The 15,557-nt window shown below is 73.4% G+C and carries 9 protein-coding genes; 7 read left to right on the forward strand and 2 right to left on the reverse strand.

Going from position 1 to position 15,557, the window contains the following annotated elements:
* Nucleotides 1-12 precede the first annotated feature (12 nt).
* The 3 genes from WMF34_RS17915 to WMF34_RS17925 all read left to right on the forward strand — a co-directional run bounded on the left by WMF34_RS17915 (nt 13) and on the right by WMF34_RS17925 (nt 5,953).
* Nucleotides 13-825, forward strand: coding sequence for a metallophosphoesterase family protein (locus tag WMF34_RS17915; protein WP_012236094.1), 813 nt, complete (start codon nt 13-15; stop codon nt 823-825).
* 159 nt (nt 826-984) lie between these two features.
* Nucleotides 985-3,168: a hypothetical protein gene (locus WMF34_RS17920; protein ID WP_437994011.1), complete on the forward strand. Its 2,184-nt coding sequence runs from the start codon at nt 985-987 to the stop codon at nt 3,166-3,168.
* 19 nt (nt 3,169-3,187) lie between these two features.
* On the forward strand, nt 3,188-5,953 hold the full coding sequence (locus WMF34_RS17925; protein ID WP_437994012.1) for a hypothetical protein: 2,766 nt from the start codon (nt 3,188-3,190) through the stop codon (nt 5,951-5,953).
* Nucleotides 5,954-6,014: 61 nt separating this feature from the next.
* On the opposite strand, the gene WMF34_RS17930 is transcribed toward WMF34_RS17925, so the two are convergent.
* Complete coding sequence (locus tag WMF34_RS17930) at nt 6,015-6,395, reverse strand: CBS domain-containing protein (protein WP_157906738.1); 381 nt, start codon at nt 6,393-6,395, stop codon at nt 6,015-6,017.
* Nucleotides 6,396-7,142: 747 nt separating this feature from the next.
* On the opposite strand from WMF34_RS17930, the gene WMF34_RS17935 reads away from it, so the two are divergent.
* The 4 genes from WMF34_RS17935 to WMF34_RS17950 all read left to right on the forward strand — a co-directional run bounded on the left by WMF34_RS17935 (nt 7,143) and on the right by WMF34_RS17950 (nt 14,552).
* On the forward strand, nt 7,143-7,970 hold the full coding sequence (locus WMF34_RS17935; RefSeq protein WP_437994013.1) for a hypothetical protein: 828 nt from the start codon (nt 7,143-7,145) through the stop codon (nt 7,968-7,970).
* A 1-nt stretch (nt 7,971) separates the two neighbouring features.
* Entirely contained in the window at nt 7,972-12,129 is a 4,158-nt protein-coding gene (locus WMF34_RS17940) for a serine/threonine-protein kinase (RefSeq protein ID WP_437994014.1), read from the forward strand.
* A gap of 416 nt (nt 12,130-12,545) precedes the next feature.
* Entirely contained in the window at nt 12,546-13,457 is a 912-nt protein-coding gene (locus WMF34_RS17945; protein WP_012236100.1) for an esterase/lipase family protein, read from the forward strand.
* A gap of 54 nt (nt 13,458-13,511) precedes the next feature.
* Nucleotides 13,512-14,552 carry a lipase secretion chaperone gene (locus WMF34_RS17950; RefSeq protein ID WP_437994645.1) on the forward strand — a complete coding sequence of 347 codons (1,041 nt, stop codon included), beginning with the start codon at nt 13,512-13,514 and terminating at the stop codon, nt 14,550-14,552.
* Here the strand turns inward: WMF34_RS17950 and WMF34_RS17955 are convergent.
* Nucleotides 14,536-14,949 (reverse strand): hypothetical protein, encoded by a 414-nt coding sequence (locus WMF34_RS17955; RefSeq protein WP_437994015.1) that lies wholly within the window; start codon nt 14,947-14,949, stop codon nt 14,536-14,538. The two genes, WMF34_RS17950 and WMF34_RS17955, sit on opposite strands and share 17 nt — an antisense overlap.
* Nucleotides 14,950-15,557: the final 608 nt, after the last annotated feature.

Consider the following 15,557-nt stretch of genomic DNA (forward strand, 5'->3'; position numbering starts at 1 on the left):
GGCGAGGCGCGCATGGAGCTCGTCGTCGCCCTCGTCTCGGACCTGCACTTCGGCCCGGAGGCATCGTTCGGGGGCAAGCTGCGCAAGCTCACGGGCGAGGCGCCCGAGCTGACCCGCGCCTTCGTGAGGCGGATGAACGAGGTCACGCGGCCCGATCTCGTCGTGAACCTGGGCGACGACATCGAGGACGAGGGGCCCGAGGCCGACCGGGAGCGCTACGGCGCCTGCATGGCCGCGCTCCGCGGCCTGAAGGCCGAGCTCTTCCACGTCGCCGGCAACCACGACGTCATCCACCTGAGCGAGGCCGAGCTGCTGTCCGCCTGGGGCAGGCCCGAGGCGACGCGGCTCCACTACGCCTTCGACCGCGGCGGCTTCCACTTCACGGTCCTTCACACGCGCGAGCGCAAAGATCACGACATCTCGCTCGGGCCAGAGCAGCTCGCCTGGCTCGGCGAGGACCTCGCGGCGTCCCCGCTGCCCAAGATCGTGCTGATGCACCACAGCGCGGCCGATCAGGATCTCCGGGGCAACCGCTGGTTCGAGGGGAGCCCGCACATCTGCCTCGTGCGCGAGCGGCGCGCGATGCGGAAGATCTTCGAGGAGCACGGCGTGCTCGCCGTCTTCAACGGCCACCTGCACTGGAACCACCTCGACGTGATCCGCGGCATCCCGTACGTGACGCTCCAGAGCCTCATCGAGAACCTCGACGACGACGCGCCGGGCCGCCCCGCCGCGGCGCACGCGGTCGTGCGGCTCGGCCCGAAGCGCATCGTGGTGGAGATCGAGGGCGCGGAGCGGGCGCGGTACCAGTTCGACCGGCGGTAGGGGGCGGAGCGCGCCCGAGCGGGAAATTGAGGTCGGGAATCGGCCGACAGATCCGCTCCACTCCAATGCCCGGTTCCGATCGTCGTTTTCAGGCGTGCGTCGGCTCGGAACGCCAATTGACACCTCATTCCGGGGCGCTTTAGCGTTATTTCGACCTTCATGCGTCGCAACGACTCACGCCTCCGCCCCGCGCTCCTCCTCGCACTCGCCTTGTTCGGCGCCGATTGCGGCGACGATGCCATCTGTTCGCCAGGCGCCCTGTCCGCCTGTTTCCTCGCCGACGGGTCGCTCGGCGCACAGCAGTGCAGCGCGGATGGCACCGCGTTCGGCGCGTGTGCCCCCGTGGCGAGCGGGGCTCGACGAGGGTGCGAGCACCTCGGCGAAGCGTGCTGCCCCGCGCTCCCCGAAGAGCTCGTCGCGGGCTGCGACGCCGCCGCGAGCCAGGCGAACGACGCCGCGTGCGATGATTTCCTCGCGAGCGCCAACGCGGTCGATCTCTGCACCGGAGGGCCCGGGGAGGGTGGGGCGCCGGTGGTCCCCTATGGCCCGAGCTGCGCCGGCCTGCTCGACGCGTGCTGCGCGGCGCTGCCGGCGCAGCTCAGGGAAGCGTGCCACGCGACCGGATTCCGGGGCAATGAGCAGCTGTGTCACGAGTTCCTGGAGAGCGACGCCAAGGACAACGGCTTTTGCGCCGGCGTCGACCCAGCGGCCGAGAGCTGCGGTTATCTGTCGGAGCGGTGCTGTCCCTCGCTCCCCGAGGGGGCGCGCGAGCGCTGCGCCGCCCTCGCGGGGGAGGCCGACGCGGCGCGGTGCCTCGACTACCTCGGCGGCGCGGCGGACGCGGGCCGCTGTCCGAGGCTCGCCCCGGACGAGCCGTTCAGCGCGGCTCCGTGCGAGGCGCTGCTCGATACGTGCTGCGCGACGCTCGAGCCTGAGCTCGCGTACGAGTGCGATCTGGCCGCGATGTCCGGCGTCCACGCCCGCTGCGAGGCGTTCACCGGCTCGATCCGCGCGTTCGGCCTCTGCCTCGGCAGCGACGGCGCGGGGGGCGGCGGCGACGACTGCGGGGACACGTCGAGCGACGTGGACAACTGCGGATTCTGCGGCAACGTCTGCGGCGACCAGCACGCGACGCCCTCGTGCGCGGCCGGCAGGTGCTCGCTCGCGTGCGACCTCGGCCACGCCGACTGCGACGGCGAGCCTGCGAACGGCTGCGAGGCGGACGTCGAGGGCGACGCGGACAACTGCGGGGCCTGCGGCAACCCCTGCAGCGCGCGCCACGGCGCCGCCACCTGCGTCGCGGGCGCCTGCGAGGTCGCGTGCGACGCCGGGTACGCCGACTGCGACGGCGACGCCTTCACCGGCTGCGAGGTCGCGCTCGCCTCGGATCCTTTCAATTGCGGCGCGTGCGGCAACGACTGCGCGGGCGGCCTCTGCGACGCCGGGGAGTGCGCCCCGGGCGCCACGTCGCTCGCCTCGGGCCTCGCGGTGCCGTCGGCCCTCGCCGTCGACGACAGCGCCCTTTACCTTGTCGGCTTCCAGCACGCCGGCGGCATCGCCGTCCGCGTCGACAAGCTCTCCGGCGGCGCGACGTGCCTCGCCAACGGCGCTCCTCCCGGGGTCGTGGGCTGCAGCGCTGACCGCTTCGAGGACATCGCCCTGCTCGGGGCCGACGCCATCGTCACCGGGTCATCCGGCGTGCTCCGGTACCCCTTGTCGGGCGGCGCCGCCATCCCCCTCACCACCGCGATCCCCGACCCGTGGGCGGTCGTCACCGACGGCAGCGACGTCTGGTTCACCTCGCTCTCTCAGGGCGGGATCTACCGCGTCGACGCCCTCACGAGCGGCCAGCGCGCGCAGGAGATCACCGGCGTGTTCTCCGAGCCCGGGGGCACGCTCGCGAGCGACGCGGAGCACCTCTACTGGTCCCGGTCCGACGGCACCGTCGTGAAGCTCCGCAAGGACGGCACCGAGCGGCGCCAGATCGCGTCCGGACAGGTGGTGGACACGACGAACCTCACGCCTCACACCCTCGCCGTCGACGCCGAACACGTCTTCTGGAGCAGCCCGAACGGGTTCGTGTTCCGGCTCGCCAAGGACGGCGCCGACCTCACGGTGCTCGCCGATGATCAGCCGAACCCCGCCGGGATCGCCGTCGATCCCGGCGACGGCGGCGCCGTCTACTGGGCCAACCGCGTCGGCTCGATCCGCAAGGTCCCGAAGGCCGGCGGCGCCGTGACGACGCTCGCCGTCGGCCAGCTCGACGCGATCGCGATCGCCGTCGACGAGGCGTTCGTCTACTGGGCGACCCGGGCGGGGGACGTCCGCAAGATCGCGAAGTGAGCTGAAGAGCAGCCGGGAGATGCAGCACATGCATGATCGCGTCGAGGGCAGTCCATCGCACCGAAGCCCTGTCTCGAGCCGCCTCCGGCCTGCGCCGGCGGTGCGCCTCCTCGGGACGCTCGCCGTGCTGCTCGCCGCCGGGGTGGTGGCCGGCATGGGATGCGGCCAGGAGCCGCCCCCTCCCGCCGTCGCGGCGCCGCCCCTGGGCGCGCAGGCGAACGACGATGCGTGCGCGTGCAGCGGCGGCTTTTATTACAACGGCGAGGCGATCCCGATCGAGGACACCCGGTGTGACAGCTTCGTGTGCGGGCGCGACCTCATCGCCTACCACTGCGTCGACCTCGGCGCGAACGACAACTGGCGCAGCTTCCCGGGGAACAGGTGCGGTGATCTCTCTTGTCCTGGCGCAGGCACCTACTGCGGCGCGGACGTCGTGAACGGCGAGCCCGCGGCCCTGTACCAGTGCGCGGGCGCGGGGCAGATCCCGCTCGAGTGGACGATCTGCGAGGGGGGCTGCCGCCGCGGGGCGTGCACCGACGCCGCGACGAGCGAGTGCCCGTGCGAGGTCCCGCCCGTCGCCGGCGGCGAGCACATCCCGCGCACCTGCGGGCAACGCGTGTGTTTCCCGACCGGCGCTGGCAGCGACGGGGTGAAGATGGTGTGCACCGCGGACGGGTGGCAGAGCCTGGGGCTCTCGTGCACGCAGCGCGCGGGCACCTGCAACGCCTGCCGCGGCGTGCAGGACAGCTTCGGCAACGAGGTGACCACGACCGCGTGCGGCGAGACGATCTGCGGCCTCGGCCTCGGCAACCGCAGCGAATGGATCTGCGGAGAAGAGGGGTGGCTCGACCTCAATCGCCCCTGCGAGCCGGGCAAGCCGGAGGAGGAGGGCGCGGAGTTCGGCCGCTGTCCGGAGCAGTTCCAGGACAAGGACGGGAAATGGAAGTCGGTCGAGCGAGGCCAGACCTTCTGCGGTGATCAGGTCTTTCGCAGCCCCTGGAACAACGACCTGGCGAGGAGCTTTGGCGAGCCGTTGATCAAGATCAAGGGAAAGGCGACGCAGCTCTTCGCCTGCCCCGGGCCGGGCGCCCGCCCTGTGCCTTACCGGGACTGCTCAGCGCTCGGCGGCTCCGGGGAGTGCAAGCCCGTGCGGGAGCTGCCGGCCATGCACTACCACGAGGTCACCGGCGCGCAGCCCCAGGACGGCGCCAGGACGATCCGCGACTGGGACCGCTGCGACGAGGCGTGCCCCACGGTCACCGACGCGGTGTACACGAGGGTGGGGCCGGACGGCAACCGCTTCTGCCGCCATCTGTTCTGCGGTCAACACGGGATCACCGGCCGCGTCGGGACCTTGTACCAGTGCGACTACGACGATTGGGCGAACTGTCCACCGCCGGCGGAGTCCACGCGCGCCGTCGTGGGCCGTCCGGTGCCCTACGAGGAGTGCTCCGTTGCGTGCATGCCGCTCGACACCAAGATCCGAAACGACGTGTGCGATGCAACGGCGGAGCAGGAGCCGTTCGGGATCCCGGATCCGGCGCCGGAGCCGAGCCCCTCGTCGCGCTGCGACGCCATCCTCGATTACCAGGGGAACGAGGTCCCTCCGTCGTCGCGGCGGCGGGGCGCGAGCGTCTGCGGCCGCGGCGGGCAGGTGTTCGAGTGCCGCGATCGGCAGCTCTACCGCCCCGACGGCTGGCACGCCACGGGGATCTCGTGCGGCACCGCGTGCGGGATCTGCGGCCCGGATCCGTACGGGACCCAGAGCTCTTTCTGCAGCTCGATCACGGAGTTCTTCGGCAACACGTGCAGCGACATCACCTCCGACCCGACGGCGATCCTGTGCAACAACAGCGATAAAGTCCTCCTGAACGACCCGGCCTACTGCGGCCACAACCCCGGCCTGCACGCCGCGGGCGACCCGTGGATGCTCTACACGTGCAAGGCGTATTGCGAGCGCGAGGACGGCGCGACGACGCGCTGGGTGCCGTGCGAGGGGCGCGAGGGCGACGGCCAGAACGGGCGAGAGAGGACGCGCGTCTACCGCTTCGATCACGCGACCTACTGCCCGATGGGGTGCAGGATCAACGAGCGAGTGAACGACGCGTGCATCGCGCCCACGGGGAACCTCCAGTTCCCGTTCCCCGACCACAAGATGATCCAGAACATAGGCCACAAGCCGGACTGGAATGAGGGCCGGCACCTCGGCGAGGACATCGGCAAGGCGAGCGGCCGGACGGAGGGCACCTACGTCTTCCCGATCGCCCCTGGAAAGCTCCTCCGGGCGGGCATCAACTGCTCGCAGTACCTCGGCATCGCGCTCGTCGAGCACCGCTTCAAGGAGAACGGCGAGGAGAAGCGGTTCTGCTCCTTCTACGGGCACCTCGACGTGGATGAGCTGGCGATGACCCTCGTGGGACAGGACATCGGCACCGACACGCCGCTCGGGAAGATCGCCTATTGGGACGACATCCCGAGACAACACAATCTCTATTGCGACACCAAGTGGACAGAGTGCCCGGCGAAGGACAGCTTCCCCTGCAACCCGGGCAATTCGCACCTGCACTACGCGGTGCTCTCCCACGCCGAGTGCGCGCGCTTCGACGACGGGGGCGGCGCGCCGCCCGGGTACGATGAGTGCAACACCGCCTCGGCGGTCGGGTACCTCGACACGGAGACGCGGATCGAGTCCTATACCGCGCTCGACGGGACATGCACGATCCCCATCTCGAGCCCCGACGGATACATCTCCCCGGAGTGGTTCGTGACCTCTCGTTTACATTGATCCGCCCGGCGGGGAGGCGTCCTCGGCGCGACCGGCGCCTCGCGCTGGCAGGCGCGCGACGTCAGGCGGTGCTCGGCGGGAGCGGCATCACGCTCTCCACGAAATAGCGCAGGATGTCCTGCGGGGTGATGATCCCGACGAGGCGCCCCTCGCGCACCACCGGCAGGTGGTGGATCCGGTTCGCGCGCAGCAGGGTCATCACCTCGTCCGTGGGCATGAACTCGTCGACGCAGATGGGCGGGGTGCTCATCACGTCCGCAGCCGTCATGCCCGCGTACTCCTTGCGCAGGAGCACGCCCAGGAGATCCGTCTCGCTGACGAACCCGACGATGTGGTGCCCCCCGTCGATGACCGGCGCGCCGCTCAGGTGATGGCTGGCGAACAGCTGCAACATGTCGATGACCGGCGTGCCCTGCTCCAAAGCGATAACGCGCTCGGTCATCAGATTGCGCGCATGGCCCTTCATGGTCCGGGGCATGTAATGATCACCACGCAGCGACGTCAAGGGCGCCGATGCATCGCCCCGAGCAGCCCGTCCAGCCGCCGTCCTTCGCCCACGACCCGCCCCGACGCCCTCCGTCGCGCGACCGCTGCGGACGGCCGGGGGCGCAACGCACCGGTCGGCTCGGCCGACCTCGGCGCGCCCCGCCGGGGGAGCTCAGGGAGTCGACGGCGGGGCCCGGGAGGCGCAGGCCCAGGCCGCCGTCCGCTCGGATGGATCGAGCCCGCCGAGCGCCTCTCCGGGCGTCTCCCGGCGACCCGGCGAGGAGGTCGGCTGTCGGCGACAGGCCATCGTGTCGCCACCATCGCTCTTCGAGCGCACCCCATGGCTCCTCCGTCCCCGGTGCCAGCATCGCTGTCCATGATGCCTTGGACAGAGCAGGAGTCTCGCGCCGACAGCGCCACGACAGCGCGAACAGAGCGATCGCGCCGCGACACAAAAAAAAGAGACCATTGCGTGCGCGTCGGTCTTTGCCCGGCGGGGTATCAGTGACATCTTTCCATTTGTCTTTGCAGCGGAGATGGCCCCATCGGCCGCTCCGACTCGTGGGCTTCTTCGCGGCTCGTGCATCTGAACAAGATCACGCGCCGGTGTGCGAGGCGCGTACCTCTTGGCCCGCGCCTCGGCGCCGGTCGTTTCGGGAGCTCGTGGGCCATGCGCTCATGGGCATCCCAGGGGGCGTTATCCATGGAGCATTCGCCGAAGCTAGCTGCACTCCTCCTGGCCATCGCGGCGCTCTTCGCGAGCGCGTGCGCGGTGGCGCTCGATCCGGACGCTCCGGCCGAGGACGCCGGGGACGCCGCGTCCCAGGCCGCCCAGACGGCGAACGCGCTCACGTCGAACGCGCTCACGTCGAACGCGCTCACGTCGAACGCGCTCGCGTCGAAGGCGCTGACGTCGAACGCGCTCACGGCCGAGGCGCTCTCGGGCCACCCGCTCACGGCCGAGGCGCTCCGCGACCCGGCCGCGCGCACCCTGCTGAAGTACGTCGCGGGCTGCGCGCTGCCCGCGGGTGAAGGCTTCACCGTCGCCGTGAACGGCGACGAGTTCTCCTTCCCAGGGGAGCTCGGCCTCGCGGCGAGCTGGGGCGAGGAGGGCGGCGCCTGCGACGAAGCGTGCCGGTCCTGGGTCAGCGGCTGCGTCCTCGCCCGCGTCAATTACCTCGGGCACAAGGTGAACATCTCCGTCCGCGGAGATCGCGAGGAGCTCCAGGCCGACAAGGTCGAGCGCGCTGCCTATCCGCGGCGCGAGGCCACCTACTACGGCAACATCTTCGCGCCGCAGCGCCGCTACCACGCGTGCCTCCCCCCCGAGCCTTCGTCGCTCGCGCGCGCCTGCGGGCCCTCGCTCGAGATGTGCGCGATCCAGATCGCCGGCTCGTGCGACAGCCTGTGCGACGCGCCGGACAGCGACGGGAGCTTCCCGAACTGCCGCGGCAAGGTCCGCAGCAGCTCGGGCAAGCTCGTCGTCGAGAGGACGCCGAACCCCGGCTCGGTCACCGTGTTCCTGCGCTGACGTGGGCCACGCGGAGATCATCGCGGGGCGCTTCGTCGTCGAGGGCGAGGCCGCCTCCGGGGGGATGGGCACCGTCTACAAGGCGTACGACCGCCTCGGCGGCGCGGCGGTCGCCCTCAAGATCGTCCGGCTGAGGAACGAGATCCAGATCGAGCGGTTCGAGCGGGAGGCCGCCCTCCTCGCCGCGCTCGTCCACCCGGGCATCGTGCGCTACGTCGCGCACGGCAGCACCCCGGAAGGCGATCGCTACCTCGCCATGGAGTGGCTCGACGGCGAGGACCTCGCCGCGCGCCTCGCGCGCCGCGTCCTGCCGGCGAGCGAGGGGCTCTTGCTCGTGCGCCGGGCCGCCGACGCCCTCGCGTTCGCGCACGCGCGCGGCATCGTCCACCGCGACATCAAGCCGAGCAACCTCTTCCTCCCGGGCGGGGACGCCGGGCGGGTCAAGCTCGTCGACTTCGGCATCGCGCGGCCCAGCAGCGACGCGGGGCGCGTCACCGTCACCGGCGGCGTCCTCGGCACGCCGGGGTACATGGCCCCGGAGCAGGTCGAGGCGCACAGCGCGCCCGACCCGCGCAGCGACGTGTTCTCCCTCGGGTGCGTCCTCTTCGAGTGCATCGCGGGCCAGCCCGCCTTCGCGAGCGCGAGCCCGATGGCTTCGCTCAGCAGGGTGCTGCTGATGAACCCGCCCCGCCTCCGCGACGTGCGCGCGGACGCGCCGGCGCCGCTCGACGAGCTCGTCGCGCGCATGCTCTCCAGGCAGCCCGGCGACCGCCCGCGCGACGGGGCCGAGGTCGCGGCCGAGCTCGACCGGATCGCCGCGATGCGGGGCGGGTGGACCGCGCCGCCCGACGCGCCGACGCTCGCGGGCGGCGCGGCGCCCGACGCCCCGGCCCACGGCCTCGCCCCGCGCGACCGCGCCGCCCTCACGCTGGGCGAGCAGCGCGTCGTGAGCCTCGTCTTCCTCGGCGAGCCTGGCCACGGCGCAGCCCGGGCGCCGCAGCCCGCCCCGCAGGCCGCCCAGGAGGCCCCTGGCGAGCCGCCGCCCGCCTCGCGCAGGTCGCAGCTGCCGCCCGGATCGAGCAGGTCGCAGCCGTCCACGTCGGGCGCCCGGGCCGCGGAGATCCGCTCGCTCATCGAGCTCCACGGCGGCAAGCTCACGCAGCTCGTCCCGGGCGTGGAGATCGTCATGATGTCCGGCCCCGGCAGCGCCGTGGATCGCGCCGAGCGCGCCGCCCAGTGCGCGCTCGCCCTCCGCACCGAGCTCCCGGCCGCACCGCTCTGCGTCATCACGGGGCGGGGCGTCTTCTCCGCGGGCCTCGCCGAGGGCGACGTGATCGACCGCGGCCTCGCCGAGCTCCGCGCGGCGCTCGATGAGCGTGAGGTGCGCGCGGTGCGCATCGACGGCGCGACCGCCGACATGCTCGGCCCGCGCTTCATCGTCGCGCACGCCGCGCCCTCGGCGCCGGGCGGGCCGCTCTTCCTTTACGGCGAGCGCGCCGTGGACGAGGTCGCCCCCGCCTTGCTCGGGAAGCGCACCCCGTGCGTCGGCCGCGCCCGCGAGCTCTCGATGCTCCACGGCGTGCTCGCCGGCTGCATCTCCGAGGCGCTCGCCAGCGCGGTGCTCGTCCTCGGGCCGCCCGGCGCCGGCAAGTCCCGGCTCCGCCTGGAGCTCTTCGCCGCCCTGCGGCAGCGGGACGAGCCGATCGAGATCCTCTGGGGCCGCGCCGACTCGGGCGCTCCCGGCTCGCCGTTCGGCATGATCGCGGACGTGCTCTGCCGGGCCGCCGGCCTCTGCGCGCGCGACCCGGCGTGGGCGCGGCATCGCAAGCTGAAGCAGCGGCTCGGGCGTCACCTGGGCGGCCCGGCGCTCGATCGCGCGGCGGCGTTCCTCGGCGAGATCAGCGGCGCGCCGTCGCCGGAGCACGCCCGCATGGTGCGGGCGGCGCGCCAGAGCGCCACCGGCATGAGCGACGGCGTGGGGGCCGCCTGGGAGGACTGGCTCGCCGCCGAGTGCGCCGCGCGCCCCGTGCTCCTCGCGCTCGAGGACCTCCACTGGGGCGACGCCGCCACGGTGCGCCTGCTCGACGCGACGCTGCGGAACCTCCGCGAGCTCCCGCTCATGCTGCTCGCGTTCGCGCGCCCGGACGTCCACCGGCTGTTCCCGAGCCTGTGGGCCGAGCGCGAGGTGCAGACGATCAAGCTCGGCCCGCTGCCGCGCCGCGCGAGCGCGGAGCTCGTGCGGGCCGCGCTCGGCGAGCCCATGCCCGACAGCGTGGTCGCGCGCCTCGTCGAGCGCGCCGGCGGCAACCCGTTCTACCTGGAAGAGCTCATCCGCGCGGTCGCGAGCGGCAAGGAGGAGCTCCTGCCCGACTCGGTGCTCGGCACGGTGGAGGCGCGCCTCGACGCCGAGGGCAACGAGGGCAAGCGCGTGCTCCGGGCGGCCAGCATCTTCGGCGATCGCTTCTCGAAGCGCGGCGTCGCGGCGCTGCTCGGCGGCGAGGAGCGCCTCGCCGACGTGGAGGCCTGGCTGACGGCGCTCGCCGACCGTGAGCTCGTCGCGCCGGCCTCGGCGTCGGCGGGCCTCGCCGACGCCGCCGACTACGTCTTCCGCCACACGCTCGTGCGCGAGGCCGCGTACGCCATGCTGACCGAGCGCGACCGCGCCCTCGGCCACCGGCTCGCGGGCGCGTGGCTCGAGCGGAGCGCCTCCGCCGATCCGCGGGGCGTGGCCGAGCACTTCCGCCGCGGCGGAGAGCCCGGCCGCGCGGTGCGCTGGTACCGCCGCGCGGCCGAGCAGTCGCTCGAGGCGAACGACCTGCGCGCCGCGATCGAGCGCGCCGCGTGCGGCGAGGCGTGCGGCGCCGAGGGCGAGGATCTCGGCGCGCTCCGGCTGGTCGCGGCCGAGGTCAACGTCTGGACGGGCGACCTCGCGGCGGCCGAGGAGCTGGGCGCGTCCGCGGCCGAGCTGCTCCCGGCCGGCTGCGCCGGGTGGTTCCGGGCGGTCACCCAGATCGCCGCCGCGGCCGGGAAGCTCGGCGCGGTCGACCGCGTTGCGCGCTGGGCCGCCGTCGCCGAGGGGATGTCCGCGGCGCCGCCCTCCTGCGCGTCCGCTGCGCCCCCGGCGACGACGTCCGCGGCGCCGGCGGGGCCGCCTTCCGCGGCGCCCCCGGCGACGATGTCCGCCGCGTCCGCGGCGCTGTCCTCCGGCGCCGCCGCGCTGCGCCGCGCCCGGATCGCGTGCTTCTGCGAGTGCGGCGCGCAGCTCGTCTTCGGCGGCCGCTACGCCGAGGCCGACGCGCTGCTCGCGCGCATCGACGAGGACCTCGGCGCGGATCCGCCGCCGGACGCCGAGCTCGTCGCGATGGCGCAGCAGCTCCGCGCGATCCGCGCCTCGGCCGGCGGCGATCCCGAGGCGTGCCTCGAGGGCCTGGAGGCGGCGCTCGCGGCCTTCGAGCAGGCCGGGGACAGGCGCAGCGCGTGCGTGATCGGCGCGAACCTCGGCTTCATCTACGCCGAGCTCGGCGAGCTCGGGGCGGCCGAGTCCGTCCTGCGCGCCGCCCTGGAGGCCGCCGACCGGATGGGGCTGCGCGAGCTCGAGACGGTGGCGCTGCACAACCTCGGCCACGCGCTCGGGCAGCTCGGCAAGCTCGACGAGGCGCAGCTCGTCGAGCGGCGCGCGGTGGAGGCGTTCCAGCAGCGGGGCGACCTCCGCATGGAGGGCGTGGCGCGGACCTACCTCGCGAAGATCGCGCTCCTCTCCGGCGACGCCGCGACCGCCGAGCGGGAGGCGCGCGCGGCCGAGGCGGCGCTGCACGTGGCCCCCCGGCTGCGCGCGGCCGCGGTGGCGGTGCGCGCGCGGGCGCTGCTCGCCGCGGGCGAGGTCGCGGCGGCGCTCGGCGCGGCGCGGGCGGCGTTCGGCGAGCTCGCGGCGCTCGGATCCCTGGAAGAAGGCGAGTCGCTCGTGCGGCTCGCCTACGCCGAGGCGCTCGCGGCGTCCGGCGCCCACGGCGAGGCGGCCGCGGTGCTCTCGGAGGCCAGGGAGCTCCTGCTCGCGCGGGCGCGCCGGATCGCGGACCCGCGGCGGCGCGAGCGGTTCCTGACGGCGGTGCCCGAGAACGCGCGCATCGTCCGCGGCGCGCGCGGCGCGACGGCGACCTAGCCGCCCCGAGGGCTCGGGCCCTCCGCCTCGCCCGCCCGCGTGTCCCCGGCCCTCGCCGCGACATGGGCGGCGCTGCGCCCCCGCGCTGATGCCCTGTCGCGCCGCCTGGGCCGACGTGACCCGTGAAGGGGAGGACACCGGCCTTCCGATTGTCCAGGATACGTGAGCTGCTTGTCGCGCTGAGAGCCTGTGAGTTCTGCTTGATTCGAATTAAACAAATACTCTATCAGAGGTGACAGGTGATCAGACGAGCTCATTCCTCCAGCATGCGCGCTGCACGACCCACCGCCGTCACACCCGCTCGAAATCAGAGAGTCGAGAGAAAACGATGGGCCGTGCGCCGGACGTGGATTGACGCATTGCGGTGCACGGCGGGAGCTGTCGTGGTGCTGCTCTCGCAAGGATGCGTCGCGTCGATGGACGAGCCGGCGGACGCGGAGCGCGCCGAGGTCGGCGAGGGCGCGCTGGCGATGAAGAGCTATGCGCAGACGCGGTATCCGATCGTGCTCTGTCACGGGATGGCCGGCTTCAAGGCGATGTTCGGGGTGATCGACTACTTCGGCGGGATCGCGTCGGCGCTGCGCTCCGGCGGGGCGGAGGTGTATGCCACCGAGGTGCCCCAGTTCGACAGCACCGAGGCGCGGGGGGAGGCGCTGCTCGCGCAGGTCGAGGATATCGTCGCGCGCACCGGGAGCGGGAAGGTCAACCTGGTCGGGCACAGCCATGGCGGGCTCGACGCCCGGTATGTCGCCGCGGTGCGGCCGGATCTCATTGCCTCGGTGACCACCATCGGGTCTCCGCATCAGGGGGCCGAGCTCGCCAGTTTCCTCCAGGAGAACCTGCGGGAGGGCGGGTTCGCGGAGGGGGCGCTCTCGCTCCTCGCCAACAGCCTCGGCGCGGTGCTCAGCCTGCTCAGCGGGCACACGGCGCCTCAGGACGCGATCGCCGCCGTCAGATCGCTGTCCGCCGCCGGGATGCGCGAGTTCAACGCGCGTTACCCCGCCGGGCTGCCCGACGGCCGGTGCGGGCAGGGCCCCCCCGAGGAGGGCGGCGTGCGCTTCTTCTCGTGGTCGGGGACAGCGGTCGTCACGAGCCTCGTCGATCCGACGGACCTGACGCTCAAGCTCATCTCCACGCTGTATTCGGAGTCGAACGACGGGATGGTGGGCAGGTGCAGCTCCCATTTCGGGGAGGTGGTCCGCGACGACTATGCGATGAACCACCTCGACGAGGTCAATCAGCTCTTCGGGTTTATCAACCTGTCTGGCCCGAACCCGAAGTCCGTGTTCCGGTCGCACGCGAGCCGGCTGAAGGCCGTCGGCCTCTGACCTTCCGGAGGGCTCTTCGTGACGCGTCGTCGCAGGACCGCTCTCTTCGTGGCCATGGCGCTCGTCGCGGTGATCGGCGCGGGCCGCCTCGTCTCGGGGGAGCGGACACGGCCGGCGCCCTCGGGCCGATCGAACGGGGCCGCGCGCCCCGATCGGGAAGGGGCGCTGCCCGCCCTGTCGGTGGCGCCGGCTCCCACGCGCGTCCGGCAGGCGCTGTCGGTAACGCGGCCCCCTGCGGCGCCGCGCCCGCCGGCGATCGCCGCGCCGCCCTCGCTCCGCGGCACCGAGGTCGACGGCGCGGTGACCGTCGACGAGCGCGGGGGTCTGGTCGTCGGCCCGGAGCTGCTCGGGCTGTTCGACTACTTCCTGAGCGCCACCGGCGAGGAGCCGGCGCCGGCGATCCGGGCCCGCGTCGTCGCGGCGATCCGGGAGCGGGCCGCGGGGCGCGCGGCGGAGCAGGCGATCGCGCTGTTCGACCGGTACCTCGGCTACCGCGAGGCGGCCGGCGAGGCGCGCGTCGAGCGGGAGGCCGATCCGGCGGCGCGCCTCGCCGCGCTGCGCGCGATCCGGCGCGCATGGTTCGGCGAGGCGGCCGCGGCGCGGCTGTTCGGCGACGAGGAGCGGGAGATCGAGGCGGCCATCGAGGAGTCCCGCGTCCTCGCGGACGAGGCCCTCTCGCCGGAGGAGCGCGACGCGCGGATCGCGGAGGTCGAGGAGGCGCTCCCGGAGGCCGTCCGCCAGGCGCGGGAGGCTGCGACGCGCCCGCTCGCGCAGCAGGCCGAGGAGCAGGCGCTCCGGGACGCGGGCGCCTCGGACGAGGAGCTGCGCGCGCACCGGGTCGCGACCGTGGGCCCCGAGGCCGCGGACCGGCTCGCGGAGCTCGACCGGCAGCGGGCGGCCTGGCAGCAGCGCCTCGACGCGTTCGCCGGCGCGCGCGCGGACATCGAGGCGACGGTGGCCGATCCCGACGCGCGGCGCGCCGAGGAGGAGGCGCTGCTCGAGGGCTCGTTCACGCCCGAGGAGCGGCTGCGCGTGCGGGCGATCCTCAACCTCGCGCCTCCCGCGGTGACGGGCGCGCCTACAGCGATCCGTTGATCGAGAGCCCGAGCCCGCCGGGGGTGACGAGCGGGGCCGCGCCCACCTGGAGGACCTGGCCGCGCTGCAGCGGCACGCGCACCTGCCGAGGCATCGCGATGCCGCCGAGCAGCATCCCCAGGCCGACGGCTTGCCCGGCGCCGAGGAGGGAGAGGCCGACCGCGCTGGCCGCCGTCGGCCGCCCCGTGCCCAGGTGGATCCACGGACCCGCGAGGGGGATCAGCAGCGAGGCGGGGTTGGCCGAGGTGCGTTCGTGGCGCAGGACGACGAAGCAGGCGCCCTGGGAGCACTGCGGCACCATTCGGATCCGCACCTCCGGCTGCGCGAGGGAGAGCGTGGCGCCGCGGACGGCCGACGCGACCCAGAAGCCGCCCAGGGTCGACGCGCCCGCGATCATCCAGCGCGCCCTGCGCGGGTTCGCGACGGTGGCTGTCGCGACCCGCTGCGGGCCGCGCTGCGTGATGATCGCGGTCTGCTGCGGGGCGCGCTGCGTGGTCGTCGCGGTTCGCTGCGGCGGCCCGGAACGCCCCTGCGCCGGGGCCTGAGGTGAGATGCCCTGAGGCGAGATGGCCTGAGTCGCATCGCCGGCGGAAGCGCTGGAGATGCCGAGACAGAGGCCGATCCCGAGAAGCCCGGCGAGCCCCTGGACGACGCCTTTCCCCCTTGTTGACCTACCGCTGGTTCTCCCCGTCTTCGACGTCCACATGCGCCCCTCCCGGTGCCATCGACGCACCTGCGCTGGAGAGAGCAAGCCTCGGGCCTCCTCCGGGAGATGCCTTTCGCCCCCGTCGCTCGAGCGCCCGGGATCCGGGGCAGGGAGGTGCAGTGAGCACAGAGGGCACGGAGAGCACAGCGATTCTCTGCGATCCCCTCGGAGTCCCCGGCGCCGCTGCGATTCCACTTGATGGAGAGGAGGTGCCGAGTCCCGCGTTCCGGGAGGACGCCGCAGACGAGGAGCGTCTGACACGGGGATCCGCGGCGCTCTCGAATTTTTCGGGGGAATTG

The organism is Sorangium sp. So ce145 (assembly GCF_051525985.1).
Taxonomy (GTDB): Bacteria; Myxococcota_A; Polyangia; order Polyangiales; family Polyangiaceae; genus Sorangium; species Sorangium cellulosum_B.

Coding starts and splice junctions, on each gene's coding strand:
- WMF34_RS17935 (WP_437994013.1), top strand. CDS start 7,143: ATGGAGCATTCGCCGAAGCTAGCTGCACTCCTCCTGGCCATCGCGGCG.
- WMF34_RS17920 (WP_437994011.1), top strand. CDS start 985: ATGCGTCGCAACGACTCACGCCTCCGCCCCGCGCTCCTCCTCGCACTC.
- WMF34_RS17930 (WP_157906738.1), bottom strand. CDS start 6,395: ATGACCGAGCGCGTTATCGCTTTGGAGCAGGGCACGCCGGTCATCGAC.
- WMF34_RS17955 (WP_437994015.1), bottom strand. CDS start 14,949: ATGATCGCGGGCGCGTCGACCCTGGGCGGCTTCTGGGTCGCGTCGGCC.
- WMF34_RS17950 (WP_437994645.1), top strand. CDS start 13,512: ATGGCGCTCGTCGCGGTGATCGGCGCGGGCCGCCTCGTCTCGGGGGAG.
- WMF34_RS17915 (WP_012236094.1), top strand. CDS start 13: ATGGAGCTCGTCGTCGCCCTCGTCTCGGACCTGCACTTCGGCCCGGAG.
- WMF34_RS17925 (WP_437994012.1), top strand. CDS start 3,188: ATGCAGCACATGCATGATCGCGTCGAGGGCAGTCCATCGCACCGAAGC.
- WMF34_RS17945 (WP_012236100.1), top strand. CDS start 12,546: ATGGACGAGCCGGCGGACGCGGAGCGCGCCGAGGTCGGCGAGGGCGCG.